This window comes from Brevundimonas sp. MF30-B, assembly GCF_004683885.1.
Taxonomy (GTDB): Bacteria; Pseudomonadota; Alphaproteobacteria; order Caulobacterales; family Caulobacteraceae; genus Brevundimonas.
The window spans coordinates 2,749,172-2,767,798 of the sequence record NZ_CP038440.1 but is presented as its reverse complement, the minus strand read 5'-3'; the positions used below and the strand labels follow the sequence as shown (position 1 = coordinate 2,767,798).

The window sequence follows — 18,627 nt, the reverse complement described above, 5'->3', positions numbered from 1 at the left end:
CCTAGTGACGTCGCGGCGTCGCGTCTGTAGACCGGGACGGTCAGCTTGTTGGTGTTCTGAAACGATGATCCTTTTGTCCAGCGGCGCGTCCGGCGCGGCCTTTCGAACCGAGATTGCGGACCGCCGCCAGTGGATTGCGCAAACCGAAGCGGACATCCGCGCCGGCAATCGCGCGCCGATCTATTGCAATATCTGCGATCGGCCGCAGATCGCGATGGTTGACGGCGGGCCTGATTTCGGTCCGGGCTATCCAAACCTTCGGGAGGGCTTGGTCTGCCCCTGCGGCGCAAAGAACCGCGACAGGTTGATGGTGCTTGCCAGTCGGGATCGCCTCCTGACGTCCAGCAGGACCTACTTCTTCGGCGCGATGAGCGGTTGGGCCGATTGGGCGCGGCGCGTGCGTTCCGAAACGACTACGTTCTGCGAGTATCTCGCTGACGACTGTTCCAGGGGGCGGGAAGTCACGCTGGAACCCAGCGGTTTGGTTGTGCGCAACGAGGATCTGACCTGTACGAGCTTTGATGACGCGTCCGCCGACCTGGTGCTCCACCAGGATGTGCTGGAGCACATACCCGATTTCCGGGCGGCCCTTAGGGAAACGCGTCGGATTCTGCGGCCGGGCGGCGCGACCCTCTTCACGGCGCCCTTCTTCGATGTCCTGGACCAGGGCTGGGTTCGCGCCCGTATTGCCGAAGATGGCCAAATCGAGCATCTGATGACCGAGGAGCGGCATGGCGATCCCCTGTCGCCCGAGGGCATCCTGGCGTTTTACAACTTCGGCTGGGATCTGCTGGCGGCCATTCGCGAAGAAGGCTTCGAAGAGGTTGCCGCGACGATGGTCTACGCCCCCGACCTAGGTCTGGTTTCCAATGGATGCCCGGTGCCCGAAGGCAATATGTTGCCGATCTACATTAGTGCGACAAGGCCGGCCTGACCTCTGACTGGGGCACCATTCCCTGCGGAAAGGTGATCCTGGGCACGTTCGTCATGTGACCGATGCCGACGACGCCGTGATCGATGTAGCTCCGTCCATTGCTGGTTTCATAAGACCAGCCCGCTTCGCTCGGCAGCGTCTTATTTGGGTTGAAAAAGGCGTCCAGACCGTAGACTTGGGCGTTCAGCGGCGTAACGTGCTGAACTAGGCTCAGACGAGTGCGCTGCGGATCCCGAATGACCGAGCCGCCGTGGGGCAGTTGGGGATGCCAGATGATGGTGTCGCCCTTTTTGACGGGCACGGTTTCGATCTTCAGGCCGCGCTCGCGCCCCGAGGCCGCGACCTTGTCTTGGTATCGGACCCAGAGCTCGTCCGAGCTGTGAGGAATGTCGCCGTCGGGAAAGACCTCCGCTGCGATCGCTTCGCGATGCTCTTCGGGCATCAAATGGCCCCCGCGCATTACCATCAGGGGACCATTCTCTTCGTCCACGTCTTCAAGAGCCGTCCAGACGCCGAGGTAGCGGTGCTCCGGCCTGGTGGTGAAATAGGGTGTGTCGCGATGAAGATCCTGAGCGGAGCCCTTTTCGTAAAACAACGTGGTGTAAAGTGATGACGGCTCGCCGAAAAAGGCGTCCTGCACCGCGAGCGCGCGTTCGTTGTCGGTGAATATCCGACGCAGTGCCGGGCTGGCCAGGTGGAAGTTGATCAGGCGGGGGTAGCGGCCGTCCGGTTCGCGTTTGAAAAGATCCGGATGCTCGGCCTCGATAGCTCGAAATTCAGCCACGGCTGCGTCGGCCAGAACGGCCATGTCACTGTCTACTACGACAAAGCCGTCGGTGTTGAGCGCGTCTAGCGCCTCTTGAGCGTCGAAAGCCATCATCATCTCCTTTGAACTCATGATGTAGAAACCAGGTCGGAGACGGTCAATCCGTACGGACTTGCTAAGACTAGCGGCAAGCGACTACCTCTGATTTTACGGCCGTATTAAGGATGCCCATGCCCGTCAAACTGATCGAAACGCGCCGGTTCGGCGACGACCGGGGCTGGTTCGTCGAGACCTGGGCCGAGGCGAAGTGGGCTGCGCAGGGGGTGGAGGGGCGGTTCGTGCAGGACAACCACTCCATGTCCGCCCAGGTCGGCACCATTCGCGGCCTGCACTTCCAGCGGCCGCCGCACGGGCAGGGCAAGCTGGTGCGCTGCGTGCGCGGGGCCATCATCGACTATGCGGTGGACGTGCGGCGCGGCTCGCCGACCTATGGCCGGTTCGTCGAGGCGGAGCTGAGCGCCGAGAACGGGCGTCAGCTGTGGGTGCCGATCGGCTTCGCCCACGCCTTCGTCACCCTGCAGCCGAACACCGAGGTCGCCTACAAGGTCACCGACGTCTATGCGCCCGACTGCGACGGGGGCATCGTGTGGAACGATGAAACCATCGGCATCGATTGGCCGTTGCCGGAGACGGGGCCGGTGCTGTCGGACAAGGACAAGGTCCTGCCCACGCTTGCGGACTTCGACAGTCCTTTCGACTATGACGGGCGGCCGCTCGAGCCCCTGAGCGCGCTCTGAGCCATCAGTAGAGAGCTTCCAACTTGAAAATCCTCGTCACCGGCGGCGCCGGCTTCATCGGTTCGGCCCTGGTGCGCCGCCTGATCGAACACACCGACCATGAGGTCCTGGTGTTCGACAAGCTGACCTACGCCGGCGTGCTGTCCTCGCTGGCGCCCGTGGCGGACAGCGACCGCTATCGCTTCGTCCAGGCCGACATCTGCGACGCCGAGGCGGTGGCTCAGGCCCTGGCCGAGTTTCAGCCGCAGGTGGTCGCCCACCTGGCGGCCGAGAGCCATGTGGACCGCTCGATCGACGGACCAGGGGCCTTCGTCCAGACCAATCTGGTCGGGACCTTCGTCATGCTGAACCAGGCGCTGGGCTACTGGCGCGGCCTGTCGGACACCGACAAGGCGGCCTTCCGCTTCCACCATATCTCGACCGACGAGGTCTTCGGCTCGCTGGGCGACGAGGGCTTCTTCACCGAGACCACGCCCTATGATCCGCGCTCGCCCTATTCGGCGTCAAAGGCCGGGTCCGACCATCTGGTGCGCGCCTGGGGCCACACCTATGGGCTGCCGGTTCTGGTGACCAATTGCTCCAACAACTACGGGCCCTATCACTTCCCCGAAAAGCTGATCCCGCTGATCATCATCCGCGCGCTGAACGGCGAGCCTCTGCCGGTCTATGGCGATGGGTCCAATGTGCGCGACTGGCTGTTCGTGGACGACCACGCCCGCGCGCTTCAGGCCGTGTTCGAAAAGGGCGCGCCGGGCGAAACCTACAATGTCGGCGGCAACGCCGAGCGCAAGAACATCGAGGTGGTGCAGGCCATCTGCGCCATCCTGGACGAGGTCCAGCCGCGCGCCGACGGCAGGCCCTACGCCGAACAGATCACCTATGTGACCGACCGGCCGGGCCACGATCAGCGCTACGCCATCGACGCCTCCAAGATCCGAGACGAACTGGGCTGGACGCCGTCGGTGACCTTCGAGGAAGGCATCGCCCGGACGGTGCGATGGTATCTGGAGAATCGCGACTGGTGGGGCGACATCCTCAAGGCCCGCTACGCCACCGAGCGGCTGGGCGTGAATGGCTGAGCCGCGTCATATCCTGATCACCGGCGGCGCCGGCCAGGTCGGGCTGGAGCTGCAAGCGCACGCCTGGCCGGACGGCGTCGTCGTCCATGCGCCGGGCCGTGAGGAACTGGATCTGGCCGATCCCGCCTCGGTGCGCGCCGCCTTCGCCGCGCGCGCTTACGCGGCCGTGATCAACTCGGCCGCCTGGACCGCGGTCGACAAGGCCGAGGATGCGGTGGCGGACGCCTTCCTGGCCAACGCCCAAGGCCCGGCCGTCCTGGCCGAGGTCACGCGCCAGGCGGGCGTGCCCCTGGTGCAGGTGTCGACCGACTATGTCTTCGACGGCTCAGCCGACCGGCCCTATGTCGAGAGCGATCCCGTGGGGCCGCTGGGCGTCTATGGCGCCTCCAAGCTGGCGGGCGAACTGGCCGTGCGGTCGGGCAATCCGCGCTCGGTCGTGCTGCGCACCGCCTGGGTGCTGAGCGTGCATCGCGCCAATTTCCTCAAGACCATGCTGCGCCTGGCCGACAGCCGCGACCGGCTGGGCGTGGTCGGAGACCAGATCGGCTGCCCCACCTCCGCGCGCGACATTGCCCAGGCCCTGGCCACCATCACCCTGAGGCTGATGGACGATCCCGATGCGCCGACCGGCCTCTATCACTTCGTCAACGCTGGCGAGACCAGCTGGGCCGGGCTGGCGACCGAGGTCTTCGCCTTGTCAAAGGCGGCCGGCGGTCCCTCGGCCGAGGTCGACCCCATCACGACGGACCAATACCCTACGCCGGCGAAGCGGCCTGCCAACTCCCGGCTGGAAACCACGAAACTGTCGCGCGACTTCGGCATTGAGCCTCGGGACTGGCGTACGGCCGTGGCCGAGATCGTCGCCGAACTGAACAAGGAAATCGCGCGATGAAGGGCATCATCCTGGCCGGCGGCTCGGGCACCCGGCTGCACCCCATGACCCTGGCGACGTCCAAGCAGATGATGCCGGTCTACGACAAGCCGATGATCTATTATCCGCTGTCGACCTTGATGCTGGCCGGCATCCGCGAGGTGCTGATCATCTCCACGCCGCGCGACACGCCGAACTTTCAGGCGCTGCTGGGCGATGGGTCGAAGTGGGGCATGGACATCCAGTATGCGGTCCAACCCAGCCCTGACGGCCTGGCGCAGGCCTACATCATTGGCGCGGACTTTGTTGGCGATCAGCCGTCGGCCCTGATCCTGGGCGACAACATCTATCACGGCCACGGCCTGACCGAGCTGCTGTCCAGCGCCACGGCGCGGACAGAAGGCGCGACCGTCTTCGCCTATCATGTCCATGATCCCGAGCGGTATGGCGTGGTCGAGTTCGATCCGTCCATGCGCGCCCTGACGATCGAGGAGAAGCCGACCCGGCCGCGCTCGAACTGGGCGGTGACGGGGCTGTATTTCTACGACGGCCAGGTGGTCGACATGGCCGCCAAACTGAAGCCCTCGGCGCGCGGCGAGCTCGAGATCACCGACGTGAACCGTCTGTATCTCGAGCGCGGTCAGCTGTCGGTCGAGGTCATGGGCCGCGGCTTCGCCTGGCTGGACACCGGCACGCCCGACAGCCTGATCGAAGCTGCAGAATTCGTGCGGACGCTGGAAAAGCGCCAGGGCTTCAAGATCGCCTGCCCGGAAGAGATCGCCTACGACCAGGGCTTCATCGACGCCGCCCAGCTGGAGCGGCTGGCCGACGACCTGGGCAAGTCCGATTACGGCCGCTACCTGCGCCAGAGCGTCCTGACTCGCTGAGCTTCAGACCACCGCCCGCTTCAGGGTGATCAGGGCCTGGTCGATCAGGCGCTCGTCGCCGACAGCCAGGATGCGGCCGTCGTCGGCGGGCGGACGGCCCAGCCAGTCGGTGACCTTGCCCCCCGCCGCCTCGACGACCGGGACCAGAGCGGACCAGTCCCAGGGCTTCAGACTGGTCTCGGCCACCAGGTCCATGCGGCCCGCCGCCACCATGGCGTAGGCATAGGCGTCGCAGCCCAGGCGGGCGAGGCGGGCGGCGGCGCGCACCTGACGCCAGGCGCCCAGTTCGGCGCCGTTGAAGATATCGGGATCGGTGGTGGAGATGACCGCTTCAGTCAGGCGCGCGCAGTTGCGCGTCTTCAGCGGCGTCTCGCCGTCGGGCCGGATCAACCGCGCGCCGGATGGCCCGCCCAGGAAGACTTCCTGCAGATAGGGCTGGGCGATGATCCCGATCTCGGGTCGGCCAGCGCGGTTGAGCGCGATCAGCGTGGTCCACAGCGGCAGGCCGGCGATGAAGGCGCGGGTGCCGTCGATGGGGTCCAGCACCCAGACGTGCTCGGCGTCCGGCCGGTCCTCGCCATATTCCTCGCCGACGACGCCGTGGTCGGGATAGCGAGCGGAGATCAGGCGGCGGATGGCCGCCTCGGCGGCGCGGTCCGCTTCTGTGACAGGGTCGAAACCACCGTCGACGTCCTTGTTCTCGGAGGCGAACTCGCCGCGGAAGAAGGGCAGGGCGACACGACCCGCTTCATGGGCGAGTTCGACGGCGAAGGCTTCAAGTTCGGTCATGCGCGGGGCTTAGCCCGCTGACGACGTGGCGTCACCTGCCGACCGGGCCTGTCCGCAGCCTCTGATCAGGCCGTCGGTCGATTGAGAAGCAGTCTGTCGCGGATTTCCGGACCGCCCTGAGGTCCCTTCAGCTGACCGACATAAAGGTCGACGCGGCCGTCGCCGTCGAAGTCTGTCAGGCTGATCGCCAGATTGGGACCCGTGATGGCGTCCCCAAGGACCTCTCCCGTCACGTCACGGAACCGCCCCTGGCCGTCGTTCAGCCAGATCGTCACAGGCCCGAAATTTGCGCGCACCATGTCCAGATGGCCGTCTCCGTCCAAGTCCGCGAAACGCGCATCCAGCGTGGTCTGAGTTTCGGCCGGAATGCGCTCGGCGGTCTCGTCGCGGAAGCGCCCGGCGCCGTCGTTGATCAGCAACCGATCCTGACCCTGCCGGCCCTGCCAGGCGACATGGCTGAAGTACAGATCCAGATGACCGTCCCCGTCTATATCGACCGCCGCGACCTTGCGCGCCTCGACATTTCCGGGGTCGGGCAGGCGTTCAGCCGTTTCATCGCGGAAAACGCCCGTGCCATCGTTGATCCACAGGGCATGGCCGCCCTCAAGTCCCAGCACCAGATCGAGATGGCCGTCGCCGTTCAGGTCGGCGAACTCGGCGTCCTGGGCGGTGGCGCTCTCTCGCGGCAGACGCGCCGAGCTCTCGTCGACGAAGCCGCCCCTGCAGTCGCCGATCAGAAGACGATCCTGACCCGCGCCGGCGATCAGCACGTCCAGGCACCCGTCGCCATTCACGTCGGCATGCGCCACGGCGTTCGCTTCCGTATCGGGCAGGACGCCGCGCACGCGTTTGAACCCGTCCGGCGTTCCCCGATAGTATTCATGCACTTCTCGCCGGCCGAACTTCACATCGTCTTCCGAGACGATGATCAGGTCGAGCAGGCCGTCGCCGTCGAAATCGGCGACGGAGACGTCTTCGCTGTCGTGACCGAACCCGGGACCGCGCAACTGAGGCGGTCCGGCCTCCAGCTCTTCGGCCGAGAGGGGTTCCAGGAGGTGGGACGCGTCGCGAAACCGGCCGCCGCCCTCGTTCATGAGAATCTTGTTGAGGAGAAACTCCTGGGCCGTGACAATATCGGGTCGGCCATCTCCATCGAGATCGATGGCGACGACATCCATGGTGTTGCGGCCCGGCGCGTCCGGCAGATGCGTTTCGGTCACGTCCTCAAACCGGAACCCGGTCGGCGAGCCCGCGGAATGGGCCGGAAGCGCGGCGATCAGCGCGGATGCGGCGACGCACGCCGCGAGACAGCGTGAAGTCATTTGCAAATCCTCCCTAAGGGGAGGCTAGGCGGGACTTCCGTTCAGAGCGTGTGAAATCTTCGTAATCTCGTCGAACGGCGTGCGCCGTCCGTCAGGCGGCTTCCCCGGGCCCATTCAGCGACTTGGCGAGGTCCAGCAGACGGCGCCGGGGGCTTTCCTCGAGCTGATAGTAGGCCTGGATCAGATCGAGCGTCTCCTTGCGGGAAAACATCTCGCCGCCGTTCGAGCCGGCGGCCTCCCTGCGCTCCATGGCCTCGGCCAGGCCCTCGTAGAAGTAGTTTATCGGCGTCTCCAGCGCTTCGGCCAGCTGCCACAGGCGCGCGGCCGAGATGCGGTTGGCGCCGCATTCGTATTTCTGGATCTGCTGGAAGCGAATCCCGACCTGCACGCCCAACTGCTGCTGGGTCAGGCCCAGAAGGCGGCGGCGGCGACGCAGCCGGCGGCCGAGATGAAGATCGATATCGCTGCTCATGGGGCGCGGATCCCTCGGTTCGTCCCGGAATGGAACGAGGCGGATCGCACGCCGCAAGGCCCGCGCCATCCCGCGAGCCGTTCAAGCGCAACCGTATCGGCGGTGGCGCATTTCTTCGCCGAGCTTGGGTCTTAAGGAAGGGACTTCGACATGGGCATTATCGCCTGGATTATTATCGGTATCGTGGCGGGCTGGCTCGCTGAACAGATCATGGGCCGCAATCACGGCCTGCTGACCAATCTGGTCGTGGGCGTCATCGGCGCCCTGATCGGCGGCTTCATCGCCAATTCTCTGGGCTTCACCTGGGGCGGCTGGATCGGCTCGACGATCGTGGCCACCATCGGCGCGGTCATCCTGCTGTTCCTGCTGGGCCTGATCAAGCGTCGCGCCTGATCGGCGTTCTCAGCCGGACGACAAAAAAGGGCGGTCCCTTGCGGGACCGCCCTTTCTCTTTGGCCGTCGATGTCAGTTCGCGGGAGCCTGGTCGAACTGCGCGCGGGACCAGCCCGTGACGACCGCGTCGCCCTCGATCCGGGCCCCCGTGGCCGGCACACTGCGCACGACGCCATCGGCGGTGCGAACGACGAAGTTCTGAACCCGCCCGGCCGTGTCCCGAGTGATGGACTGGACGGTGCCCAGCATGGCGCCGTCCGAAGCGTGCACCATGGCGCCCGTTGAGACGTCCAGTCGCGCTTGTGCGCCGTCAGGCTCCGTCCGCGCCTCGGCGTCGATTGATGTCTGAACGTCGGCTTGCGGGCGAATCTGGCCGGCGTCTTGAACGATGTCGCGAGTCATTCCGCCCGCGTCGCGGATGGTCTGGCCGACCTGACCGGTCAGGGGCGCCGCATCAGGTCGGCTCAGCCCGATCTGGCCGCCGACATTGCCGGTCACGCCGCCGGCGACCTGAGCAGCGGCGGGCAGGGCGAGGGTCGCCGCGGATGCGGCGGCGACGGCGAATAGAAACGAATGGCGCATGGCGATCTCCATGTTGAGCTGTGCGGGGGCTGTTTTGCAGCGGTCAACTCACCGCGCATTGAGGCAAGAAAAAAGGGAGCGACGCGGTCGCTCCCTTAGTCAGGGAATAATCAGGGCGTCGGTTCGTACATCGGCTCCGACGGGGCCGGCGCCGTGGTGTCCGGCGGGGTCATCGGATCGACCGGCTCGGGCGAAGCGTCCGGCTGAGCCGACGGGGTCGGCGCGGCGTCGGCTTCGATCGCCGGCGAGGCGTTGAAGTCGGCTTGGGTTTGAGCGACCACCACGTCGGCGCCGTCCTGGCGCAGACCGGCGAGGGCGACAGCGCGCACCTGACCGTCAGAGCCGCGAACCGTCAGCTCCTGGCTGCCGTCCGGCGCGTTGCGGGCGCCTTCCAGCGTGCCGAGAACCGAGCCGTCCTCGGACTTCACCGACGCGCCCGGGGTCAGCGTCAGACTTTGGGGTTGAGCCGCCTCCGCTGCGGGCGGTGCAGCCGGGGCGTCCTGCGGGGCTTCCTGGGCGATGGCAGGGGCGGCGAACATCAGGGCGCCGGCGACGCCGGCCATCAAAGCGGTCTTGCGGATCATGAACTCTCTCCAAAAGGCGAGCCCGACGCTCGTAAAGAGGTGAACACGCGTGATTGCGGATTGTTTCAGGCGCCCCGAAATGACCCCCGGCGCGCCCCAATCGGCCGATTCACGGTCTATGATGGGGCGATGGCGGGAATCACGAGCCTATGAAGCGCGACGCGCAACCCCGGCGGCTGGCCACCCGGTTCGCCGCCCTCGTCTATGAGCTGACGCCGCAGATCTTCGCCGTGGCGGCCTTCACGGCCGGGGCGGTGATGCTGGTTTCGGCGGTCACGCCGGCGTTCGGAGAGCGGCTGAGGGTTCTGGACCGCGTCGCCCATCCGCTGATGATCGACCTGTCGCACTTCGCCGCCAGCATCGCGGGGTTCCTGCTCCTGTTCGTATCGGCGGGCCTGTGGCGTCGTCGGCGCGGGGCCTATTGGGCGGCCCTGCTGGTTCTTGGGGGCGGTGCGGTCTTCTCCCTGCTGAAAGGTCTGGACTGGGAAGAGGCGGCGCAGCTGACGGCCATCGCTGTGCTGCTGATCCCGTTCAAGGGCGCGTTCAACCGCCGCTCGCGCCTGGGCGAACCGCTGAGGCCTGGTTGGCTGCTGCTGCTGATGGCGGCGGTAGGGGCGATGATCTGGCTTGGCTTCTTCGCCTATCGCGACACGGCCTACACCGACGAACTGTGGTGGACCTTCCTGACCGACCGACAGGCCTCGGGCTTCCTGAGGGCCGGGGCTGTCCTGGCCATCCTGACCCTGGTGGTGGCGGCGCGGTCGCTGCTGACGGCGCCCGGCGCGGGCCAGCATGGACCGGCTTCGCCCGCCGAGGTGGAGCGCGCGCGCGAGGCCCTGGCCCAGGCCGACGAGGCCGCGCCCGAGGGCTGGCTGGCCATGCTGGGCGACAAGGCCCTGCTGTTCAGCCCGTCGGGCCGCAGCTTCATCGCCTATCGCGTGCGCGGACGGCGCTGGATCGCCATGGGCGAGCCGGCCGGCCTGGCGTCCGAGCGGCGCGACCTTCTGTGGGCCTTCGCCGAGATGGCCGACAGCTACGGCGGCGCGGCGGTCTTCTATTCGGTGGGCGAGGGTTTGCTGGGCGATCTGGCGACCATGGGCCTGGCGGTCCGCAAGGTCGGAGAAACCGCCGTGGTCGAGATCGCGGCCTTCACCCTTGAGGGCAAGCCGCGCCAGAACCTGCGCACGGCGATCAACCGGGCCGAGCGCGAGGGCGCGTCGTTCGAGATGCTGCCGCCGGGTTCGGCCGGCGCCCTGGCCGAGCCGCTGCGCGCGGTGTCCGACGCCTGGCTGGACGAACACACGGGCCAAGAGAAGGCTTTTTCGCTGGGCCGTTTCGACCTGGACTATCTGGACCGCACGCCGCTGGCGGTGGTGTGGGGCGCGGTCGACGAGGCCGGCCGGCGCCCGCTGATCGCCTTCGCCAATCTGCTGCCGGGATCAGCGGCCCAGGGCGCGCCGGGCGAGGTCGCCATCGACCTGATGCGCCATCGGCCCGACGCCCCGCCCGGCGTGATGGACTATCTGTTCATTCGCTCGATCCAGTGGGCCGGCGCCCAGGGCTTCGCCAGGTTCGATCTGGGCTTGGCGCCGCTGTCCGGGCTTGAGGACCGACGGCTGGCCCCGGTGTTCGCCCGCGTCGGCGCCCTGGTGTTCGAGGAGGGCGGGGCGCTGTACGGCTTCCAGGGGCTGCGCACCTACAAGTCGAAATTCTTCCCGGTCTGGCGCTCTCGCTTCATCGCGGCGCCGGCGGCGACGCCCCTGCCGCTGGCGCTCCTGGACGTCGCTCTTCTGACCAGCGGCGGCTGGGCCGGGCTGCTGGGTCTGCGCCGTCGCCGCCCGGGTGGCTGAAAGCCCCGGTTTCCCTCGCTTTTCGTCGCCGGATTTCCTATATCGGACAGGTGTCGAGAGGACCGCGTTCCTCATCGATTCGAGCGCCTGCCGCGGCGCTGATCCTCCCGTCCGTCACCCGGACCCAGAGCCGACGCTTTCATGACCGATCAGATTGCAGACCAGCCCGAATACGGCGCCGATTCCATCAAGGTTCTCAAAGGCCTGGACGCCGTGCGCAAACGGCCCGGCATGTACATCGGCGACACCGACGACGGCTCGGGCCTGCACCATATGGTCTATGAGGTGGTGGACAACGCCATCGACGAGGCCCTGGCCGGCCACGCCGACCTGGTCCAGGTCATCCTGAACGCCGACGGTTCGGTGACCGTGACCGACAACGGCCGCGGCATCCCGACCGACATCCACGAGGGCGAAGGCGTCTCGGCCGCGGAGGTCATCATGACCCAACTGCACGCGGGCGGTAAGTTCGACCAGAACTCCTACAAGGTCTCGGGCGGCCTGCACGGCGTGGGCGTGTCGGTCGTCAACGCCCTGTCCGACTGGCTTGAGCTGAAGATCTACCGCAACGGCAAGGCGCACCAGATGCGCTTCGAACGCGGCGACACCGTCAAATCGCTGGAAGTCACCGGCGACGCGCCTATCCGCAGCGAAGGCCCCAAGGCCGGGCAGCCCCTGACCGGCACCGAGGTCACCTTCTATCCGTCGGTCACGACCTTCAGCCATATCGACTTCGACCTGAAGACGCTGGAGCACCGCCTGCGCGAGTTGGCCTTCCTGAACTCGGGCGTGGTCATCAAGCTGGCGGACCACCGGGGAGCCGAGCCGTTTGAAGAGATCCTGCACTACGAGGGCGGGGTCGAGGCCTTCGTGCGCCACCTGGACAAGTCCAAGTCGCCGATCCTGAAGGACGTCATCGTCATTCGCGGGAAGAAGGAAGGGATCGAGGTCGACCTCGCCCTGTGGTGGAACGACAGCTACCACGAGACCATGCTGTGCTTCACCAACAACATCCCCCAGCGGGATGGAGGCACCCACCTTTCGGCCTTCCGAGCCAGTCTGACGCGCGTCATGGGCGGCTATATCGACCAGGCTGGCGCCGCCAAGAAGGAGAAGGTCTCCGTCACCGGCGAGGACGCCCGTGAGGGCCTGACCTGCGTGCTGTCGGTCAAGGTGCCGGACCCCAAGTTCAGCTCCCAGACCAAGGACAAGCTGGTCTCGTCGGAAGTGCGCCCCGCCGTCGAAGGACTGTGCACCGAGGGTCTGTCCCAGTGGTTCGAGGAACACCCCGTCGAGGCCAAGCAGATTGTCTCCAAGATCGTCGAGGCCGCCGCCGCCCGCGAGGCCGCGCGCAAGGCCCGCGAACTGACCCGGCGCAAGTCGGCGCTGGAGATCTCCAGCCTGCCCGGCAAGCTGGCCGACTGTCAGGAACGCGATCCCGCCAAGTCCGAACTGTTCATCGTCGAGGGCGATTCCGCCGGCGGCTCGGCCAAACAGGCGCGCAACCGCGAGAACCAAGCCGTCCTGCCCCTGCGCGGCAAGATCCTGAACGTCGAGCGCGCACGCTTTGACCGGATGCTGTCGTCGGACCTGATCGGCACCCTGATCCTGGCGCTGGGCACCGGCATCGGCCGCGACGACTTCAACGCCGACAAGCTGCGCTATCACAAGATCATCCTGATGGCCGACGCCGACGTCGACGGCGCCCATATCCGGACCCTGCTGCTGACCTTCTTCTATCGCCAAATGCCCGAGCTGATCGAGCGCGGCCACGTCTACATCGCCCAGCCGCCGCTCTACAAAGTGTCCAAGGGCAAGCAGGGCCGCTACCTCAAGGACCAGTCCGAGATGGACGCCTATCTGATCGAGGAAGGCTCGTCCGAGGCGGAGCTGGACCTGGCCAGCGGCGAACGCCGCACGGGCATGGACCTTCAATCCCTGGTGCGCGAGGCCAAGGCGTTCAAGGCCTCGGTCGACCGCCTCAGCCAGCGCGCGCCGGCCTTCGCCATCGAACAGGCCGCTCTGGCGGGTCTGTTCAACGAGGACCACACCGATCCGGCCCTGTCGGCCGAGCGCCTGAACCTGTACGCCGAAGAGGGCGACGGCCCCTGGTCCGGCGAGCCGGGCGCCCAGGGCGCGGTGGTCTTCAACCGCGTGCGCCGAGCGGTGTCGGAATCGATCGTCCTGGAAGAGACGCTGCTTCGCTCGCTGGACGCGCGCCGCCTGGCCGAGCGCGCCGCCGCCTTCCACGGCCTGTTCGACAAGCCGGCCGTCTATCGCCGCAAGGACAAGTCCACGACCATCCGAGGTCCGCTGGACCTGCTGAACGCCGTGCTCGAGGCCGGCAAGAAGGGCGTCGCCATCCAGCGCTACAAGGGCCTGGGCGAGATGAACCCCGAGCAGCTGTGGGAGACGACGCTGGACGCCGACGCCCGCACCCTGCTGCAGGTCAAGGTCAACCACGCCGACGACGCCGACGACCTGTTCGCCAAGCTGATGGGCGACGTGGTCGAACCCCGCCGCGAGTTCATCCAGGAAAACGCCTTGGACGCCGAGGTGGACGTCTAGGGCGCAGGCGGCTGCAACCCCTGAGCCGTGACGGGGTTCTTGAGGCCATGCTCAGACGCCGGTTCCTTGTCTCCTCGCTTGCGCTCGCGGCCGCACCCGGCTGCAGTGAGGCGCGCCAGATCGTGCCCCCGACGCCGACCAGCGGGCTCGATGTCGACCTGTTGAGACAGGCCGAGGCGACAGCGGCGGGCTTGCCTCGTCTGCACAGCCTGATCGTGGCTCGGGACGGCGAGGTCGTGTTCGAGCGCGCCTGGCGCGGCCCGGGTCTGGACCAGCCCGCCAACGTCAAGTCGGCGTCCAAGTCGGTGCTGGCGGCCCTTGCCGGGATCGCCATCGGTCGCGGGATCGTGGACGGCGTGGACCAGCCTATCGCCGACTTTCTGTCCGACCGGTTCCCGGCGAACCCGGATTCGCGCCTGCGGGCCATCACCGTGGGACATCTGCTGTCGATGCAGGCGGGGCTGGGCTCGACCTCGGGCTCGAACTACGGCGCCTGGGTGTCCAGCCGGGACTGGGTGCGGGCGGCGCTGGCGCGGCCGTTCGAGGCCGAACCCGGCGGCAGGCTGATCTACTCCACCGGCACGTCGCACCTCACGTCGGCCCTCCTGACCCGCGCGTCAGGGCGGTCCACCTTGGCGTTGACGCGCGAGTGGCTGGGCGAGCCGCTGGGGATCACCGTGCCCTCATGGCCGGCCGATCCGCAGGGCATCTACTTCGGTGGCAACGAGATGCGGCTGAGCCCGCGGGCCTTGCTGAGAATCGGCGAACTCTACCGCAACGATGGCGTCCACGACGGCGTGCGCATCCTGCCCGAGGGCTGGGTGGAGGCGTCCTGGAACGGGCGCGGCCGCTCGCGTTTCACCGGCGCCCCGCATGGCTATGGATGGTGGCTCAAGACCTCTGAACACCATCAGACGGCATACGCCTGGGGTTATGGCGGTCAGATGGTGTTCGTCACGCCAGACCTGCGCCTTACCTCGGTGATGACGTCGGACCCCAGTCCGGTTGCTGAGCGGGATGACCATGTCTCCCGCCTGCACGACCTGCACGACCGATTGCTTATCCCCGCCGCGCAGCGCGGGCGCCAAGGCTAGCCTATTTTCGACCTGCGGCTATCCAGGCCGCCAGGCTGGGATAGTAGGGCGGGCGAGCGCGTTGGCCGTCGCATGCGATCGCCTTCAGATAGCCGGACAGACCGTTGGGCGCGATCGCCTCGAACGCTTCGTCCAGCGTTTCCGGCGGGGTTGCGGCCGAACCGTCCGCATTGAACTCGGCGATCTGGGTCGTGCGGTATTCGCCTGCGCTGCAACGAAACTCGAAGGTCTCCAGCGTCCAGGCCGGGTCCCCGTCTTCGACCGCGAAGGGGGCGCGCGCGATCTGGATGGAGGTGACCCCGCCAGTCTCACGCAGGGTCGACGGATCGACCAGATAGGCTCTTTGCGAAGTGCGTGTGAAAACCTGCCATTCCGGGCTCTGGCCGGAGCGCGCTTGAGCGCCGGGAAGAGTCAGCGTCTCTTCCTGCGGCGGAACGGCCTGCCGAGCCTCCGTCGAACCTGCGACAGCCCACCCCAGGGCGATCAGCACCGCAATTCTCATCATGACAACCTCCCGATCCCTGAAGACCATTCAGGCCCGGCTCGCGAAAATTTCAAGATCGCGCGTCAACCAAAGGCCGGAAAGCGGGTTCAGCATCGTCTGATGATCATTCGTCTTCTCCTGGGCCTGACCGCCGCCCTCATCCTTTCGATGCACGCGCTTTCGGCGACGGCCTTCCCCGCACAGCAGGGGAGCGCGGAGGCTTTCCGATCGGACCGCATACTGGTGGAGACCCGAGGGTCCGGGCCCGACGTGATCCTGATCCCCGGCCTGGCCTCGACAGCGGACGTCTGGCGGCGCACGGCAGATGAGCTCAGCGGGCGACGGGTTCATCTGGTCACGGTGCGCGGATTCGGGGACGTGCCCGCCGGCGCCAACGCCTCAGGCGTGGTGGTCGCGCCCGTCGCGCAGGAAATCCGCCGTTACATCGCGGAGCATCGGCTCGACCGTCCCGCCGTGATCGGCCATTCGATGGGCGGTCAGGTGGCGCTGCGCGTCGCCGCCGACGCCCGCGGCGACGTCGGCCGGGTCATGGTGGTGGACGCCTCTCCCTTCTTTCCGGCCCTTATCAGCCCAGGCGCCACGGTCGGCGACGTCGATCCCATCGCCCGCATCGCCTATCAGGCCGTGATGTTCCTGGGCGACGACGCCCTGAGACTGCAGGGGCGCAGGATGGGCGCCGATCTGGGCGGGGCGGCTGAGGCGGTGTTCGGCACTCTGGGCTGGCAAGGCGGCGACAGGCGCGTCCTCGCCCAGACCCTGTATGAGGTGATGACCACCGATCTGCGCTCGCGCCTGCCGGACATCACCGCCCCGGTGACGGTGGTCTACGGCTGGAGCGCAGACGACCGCAGCCCGCGTGCGCGGATCGATGAGCTGTTCCGCTCGGGCTATAGATCGCTGCGAACCCCTGCCCGGTTCGAGCGGATCGAGGGCGCCGAGCACATGGTCATGATCGATCAGCCGCGCCGCTTCATGGCGGCGGTGGAGCGTTTTCTGGCGGACGGCTGAAGTCTCTGGACGCAGAGGCGGATTCAGCGTCATTTCGTCGCACCGGCCCAAGGAGCCCGCGACGATGACCGACCTCGCCGACAGGGCCGTGCGCCCCGCCCGCCGCCTTGAACTGACCCTGCGCGCCCTGGTGCTGGGCGCCCTGCTGGCGGTCGTCTTCACAGCCGCCAACACCTATCTGGGCCTGCTGGTTGGCCTGACCTTCGCTTCGGCCATTCCGGCGGCGGTCATCTCCATGGCTTTGCTGCGGGCGTTCCGCACCTCGACCATCTGGGAGAACATGACCGTCCAGACTGTGGCCTCGGTCGGCGGCTCCATGAGCGCGATCATCTTCGTCCTGCCCGGCCTGGTCATGATCGGCTGGTGGATGGAGTTTCCCTTCTGGCAGTCGGTCCTGATCTGCATCCTGGGCGGGGTGCTGGGCGTCACATTCTCGATCCCGCTGCGCCGCGCCCTGGTGGTCAACAGCCCGCTGCCCTATCCGGAGGGCCGGGCCGCCGCCGAGGTGCTGAAGGTCGGGTCGCGCGGGGCCGAGCAGACTGAGCAGGCGGTCAACGAGAACAAGGCGGGCCTGTGGGTCGTGGTGGCCGGCGCGGTGGCCTCGGCCGGCTATGCCCTTCTGACCGCCGGGCGGGTTTTCGCGGGCGAGGCGGCGCGGTTCGTCTCCCTGCCGGCCGGGCTGGGCGGCGGCGCGACGGGGCTGGGCTTCGGCCTGCAGTTCGCATTGCTGGGCGCCGGCCACCTGATCGGGCTGGCCGTAGGCCTCGCGCAGTTGTTCGGCCTCCTTGCCGCCTGGTTCGTCATCGTGCCGATCCTGACCTCGCCCGACGTGGTCGCCTGGCTGACGGCCCAGGGCCTGCCTTCCATCGCTGCGACCCTTCCGGCGGGGACGGGGGCCGAGGAACTGGCGACCACCGTCTGGCGCAACGAGGTCCGCTTCATGGGCGCGGGCGTCATCGGCGTGGCGGCGATCTGGACCCTGATCAAGCTGGCCGCGCCGCTGGTCGGCGGCCTGACCTCGGCCCTGGCGGCCCAGTCCAGGCGCAGTCACGGCGAGGTGCTGGACCGCACCGAGCAGGACATTCCCATCAACATCGTAGGCGGCGTGTCGCTGGTCTGCCTGATCGGCATCGGCGGTCTGCTGTCCTGGTTCGCCCAGAGCGCGCCGGCGCTGGCGGGATCGACCGTGCTGCTGACGGCCGGCGGTCTGGTCTATGTGGTCCTGGTCGGGTTCGCGGTGGCGGCGATCTGCGGCTACATGGCCGGCCTGATCGGCTCGTCCAACAGCCCGGTATCGGGCGTCGGCATCCTGGCGGTCATCATCGCCTCGCTGCTGATGGTGGGTCTGATGGCGGTGGCGGGCGTGCCGGCCGATCCGTCCATCATCGCCTTCGCCCTGATCGTGACCTCGGTGGTGTTCGCCGTGGCCATCATCGCCAACGACAACCTGCAGGACCTCAAGACCGGCCAACTGGTCGAGGCCACCCCGTGGCGCCAGCAGACGGCGCTGATCGTCGGCGTGGCCGCCGGCGCCCTGGTCATTCCCTTCATCCTGAACCTGCTGAACCAAGCCTTCGGCTTCGAGGGCGGCCCGCCCGCCATCGTCGAAGGCACCCAGACCCTGGCGGCGCCTCAGGCGACGCTGATCTCGGCCCTGGCGCGCGGCGTCATCGGCGGCGACCTGCGCTGGGATCTGATCGGCCTGGGCGCGGCGATCGGCGTGGTCGTCATCATCCTGGACGTCATCATTTCGTCGGCCACCAAGGGCCGGATGAAGCTGCCGCCGCTGGCCGTGGGCATCGGGTTCTATCTGCCGGCGGCGGTGACCACCATGCTGGTGATCGGCGCGGTCGCGGGCTGGCTGTACGAGCGCACGATCAAGGGTACGAGCTTCGCCGACGTGGGCCGCCGCATGGGCGTGCTGCTGGCGTCCGGCCTGATCGTCGGCGAGAGCCTGTTCGGCGTGCTGACCGCCGGCGTCATCGTCGCCACGCGCGACGACGCGCCCTTCGCCATGCTGCCCGAAGGTTCGAGCTGGCCGGCGGGCGTGGCCGGCGTCATCGCCTTCTTCGGCCTGGCCTTCGTCCTCTACGCCTGGGTCCGCAGCCGGTCGGCCAAGGTTTAGC

Annotated in this window: 18 protein-coding genes; 11 read left to right on the top strand and 7 right to left on the bottom strand. The window is 67.4% G+C overall.

What is annotated here, in order from left to right; all coding sequences use genetic code 11:
• The first annotated feature begins 64 nt into the window (after positions 1-64).
• Positions 65-934: a methyltransferase domain-containing protein gene (locus E4M01_RS14060; RefSeq protein WP_135065789.1), complete on the top strand. Its 870-nt coding sequence runs from the start codon at positions 65-67 to the stop codon at positions 932-934.
• Here E4M01_RS14060 and E4M01_RS14055 read toward each other — a convergent pair.
• Entirely contained in the window at positions 912-1,817 is a 906-nt protein-coding gene (locus E4M01_RS14055; RefSeq protein WP_167792138.1) for a phytanoyl-CoA dioxygenase family protein, read from the bottom strand. The two genes, E4M01_RS14060 and E4M01_RS14055, sit on opposite strands and share 23 nt — an antisense overlap.
• Before the next feature lie 113 nt (positions 1,818-1,930).
• On the opposite strand from E4M01_RS14055, the gene rfbC reads away from it, so the two are divergent.
• Genes rfbC through rfbA form a run of 4 tightly spaced genes read left to right on the top strand, consistent with a single transcriptional unit; the run spans position 1,931 to position 5,334 of the window.
• A complete protein-coding gene (gene rfbC, locus E4M01_RS14050; protein ID WP_135065783.1) occupies positions 1,931-2,497 on the top strand; it encodes a dTDP-4-dehydrorhamnose 3,5-epimerase in 567 nt (188 codons plus the stop codon).
• Positions 2,498-2,520: 23 nt separating this feature from the next.
• Complete coding sequence (gene rfbB / locus E4M01_RS14045) at positions 2,521-3,576, top strand: dTDP-glucose 4,6-dehydratase (RefSeq protein WP_135065780.1); 1,056 nt, start codon at positions 2,521-2,523, stop codon at positions 3,574-3,576.
• A complete protein-coding gene (rfbD, locus tag E4M01_RS14040; RefSeq protein WP_135065777.1) occupies positions 3,569-4,468 on the top strand; it encodes a dTDP-4-dehydrorhamnose reductase in 900 nt (299 codons plus the stop codon). The genes rfbB and rfbD overlap by 8 nt, the downstream gene beginning before the upstream one ends.
• A complete protein-coding gene (rfbA, locus tag E4M01_RS14035; RefSeq protein WP_135065774.1) occupies positions 4,465-5,334 on the top strand; it encodes a glucose-1-phosphate thymidylyltransferase RfbA in 870 nt (289 codons plus the stop codon). Before rfbD ends, rfbA begins: the two co-directional genes overlap by 4 nt.
• Positions 5,335-5,337: 3 nt before the next feature.
• On the opposite strand, the gene hisN is transcribed toward rfbA, so the two are convergent.
• The 3 genes from hisN to E4M01_RS14020 all read right to left on the bottom strand — a co-directional run bounded on the left by hisN (position 5,338) and on the right by E4M01_RS14020 (position 7,917).
• Complete coding sequence (hisN, locus tag E4M01_RS14030) at positions 5,338-6,123, bottom strand: histidinol-phosphatase (RefSeq protein WP_135065771.1); 786 nt, start codon at positions 6,121-6,123, stop codon at positions 5,338-5,340.
• A gap of 65 nt (positions 6,124-6,188) precedes the next feature.
• The gene (locus tag E4M01_RS14025; RefSeq protein WP_135065768.1) at positions 6,189-7,445 is read right to left on the bottom strand and encodes a VCBS repeat-containing protein; all 1,257 of its coding nucleotides are present in this window, start codon (positions 7,443-7,445) and stop codon (positions 6,189-6,191) included.
• 91 nt (positions 7,446-7,536) lie between these two features.
• Complete coding sequence (locus E4M01_RS14020; RefSeq protein WP_135065765.1) at positions 7,537-7,917, bottom strand: helix-turn-helix domain-containing protein; 381 nt, start codon at positions 7,915-7,917, stop codon at positions 7,537-7,539.
• Between the two features lie 150 nt (positions 7,918-8,067).
• On the opposite strand from E4M01_RS14020, the gene E4M01_RS14015 reads away from it, so the two are divergent.
• A complete protein-coding gene (locus E4M01_RS14015) occupies positions 8,068-8,310 on the top strand; it encodes a GlsB/YeaQ/YmgE family stress response membrane protein (RefSeq protein WP_135065762.1) in 243 nt (80 codons plus the stop codon).
• A 72-nt stretch (positions 8,311-8,382) separates the two neighbouring features.
• Here the strand turns inward: E4M01_RS14015 and E4M01_RS14010 are convergent, their stop codons facing one another.
• Positions 8,383-8,892, bottom strand: coding sequence for a hypothetical protein (locus tag E4M01_RS14010; protein ID WP_135065759.1), 510 nt, complete (start codon positions 8,890-8,892; stop codon positions 8,383-8,385).
• Between the two features lie 110 nt (positions 8,893-9,002).
• Positions 9,003-9,476 (bottom strand): superoxide dismutase, encoded by a 474-nt coding sequence (locus E4M01_RS14005; RefSeq protein ID WP_135065756.1) that lies wholly within the window; start codon positions 9,474-9,476, stop codon positions 9,003-9,005.
• Between the two features lie 149 nt (positions 9,477-9,625).
• Here E4M01_RS14005 and E4M01_RS14000 point away from each other — a divergent pair, with 149 nt between their 5' ends.
• The 3 genes from E4M01_RS14000 to E4M01_RS13990 all read left to right on the top strand — a co-directional run bounded on the left by E4M01_RS14000 (position 9,626) and on the right by E4M01_RS13990 (position 14,988).
• Positions 9,626-11,326: a phosphatidylglycerol lysyltransferase domain-containing protein gene (locus E4M01_RS14000; protein ID WP_135065753.1), complete on the top strand. Its 1,701-nt coding sequence runs from the start codon at positions 9,626-9,628 to the stop codon at positions 11,324-11,326.
• Positions 11,327-11,467: 141 nt separating this feature from the next.
• Positions 11,468-13,894, top strand: coding sequence for a DNA topoisomerase (ATP-hydrolyzing) subunit B (gene gyrB / locus E4M01_RS13995; protein WP_135065750.1), 2,427 nt, complete (start codon positions 11,468-11,470; stop codon positions 13,892-13,894).
• Positions 13,895-13,941: 47 nt separating this feature from the next.
• Complete coding sequence (locus E4M01_RS13990) at positions 13,942-14,988, top strand: serine hydrolase (protein WP_135065746.1); 1,047 nt, start codon at positions 13,942-13,944, stop codon at positions 14,986-14,988.
• 1 nt (position 14,989) lies between these two features.
• Here E4M01_RS13990 and E4M01_RS13985 read toward each other — a convergent pair whose 3' ends face one another.
• Positions 14,990-15,493 carry a hypothetical protein gene (locus E4M01_RS13985; protein WP_135065743.1) on the bottom strand — a complete coding sequence of 168 codons (504 nt, stop codon included), beginning with the start codon at positions 15,491-15,493 and terminating at the stop codon, positions 14,990-14,992.
• Between the two features lie 99 nt (positions 15,494-15,592).
• Between E4M01_RS13985 and E4M01_RS13980 the strand changes: the two genes are divergently transcribed.
• Both E4M01_RS13980 and E4M01_RS13975 read left to right on the top strand, forming a co-directional pair.
• Positions 15,593-16,501 (top strand): alpha/beta fold hydrolase, encoded by a 909-nt coding sequence (locus E4M01_RS13980; RefSeq protein WP_135065740.1) that lies wholly within the window; start codon positions 15,593-15,595, stop codon positions 16,499-16,501.
• A gap of 64 nt (positions 16,502-16,565) precedes the next feature.
• Positions 16,566-18,626, top strand: a complete 2,061-nt coding sequence (locus E4M01_RS13975; RefSeq protein WP_135065738.1) for an OPT family oligopeptide transporter — start codon at positions 16,566-16,568, stop codon at positions 18,624-18,626.
• The last annotated feature ends 1 nt before the right edge of the window (position 18,627 follow it).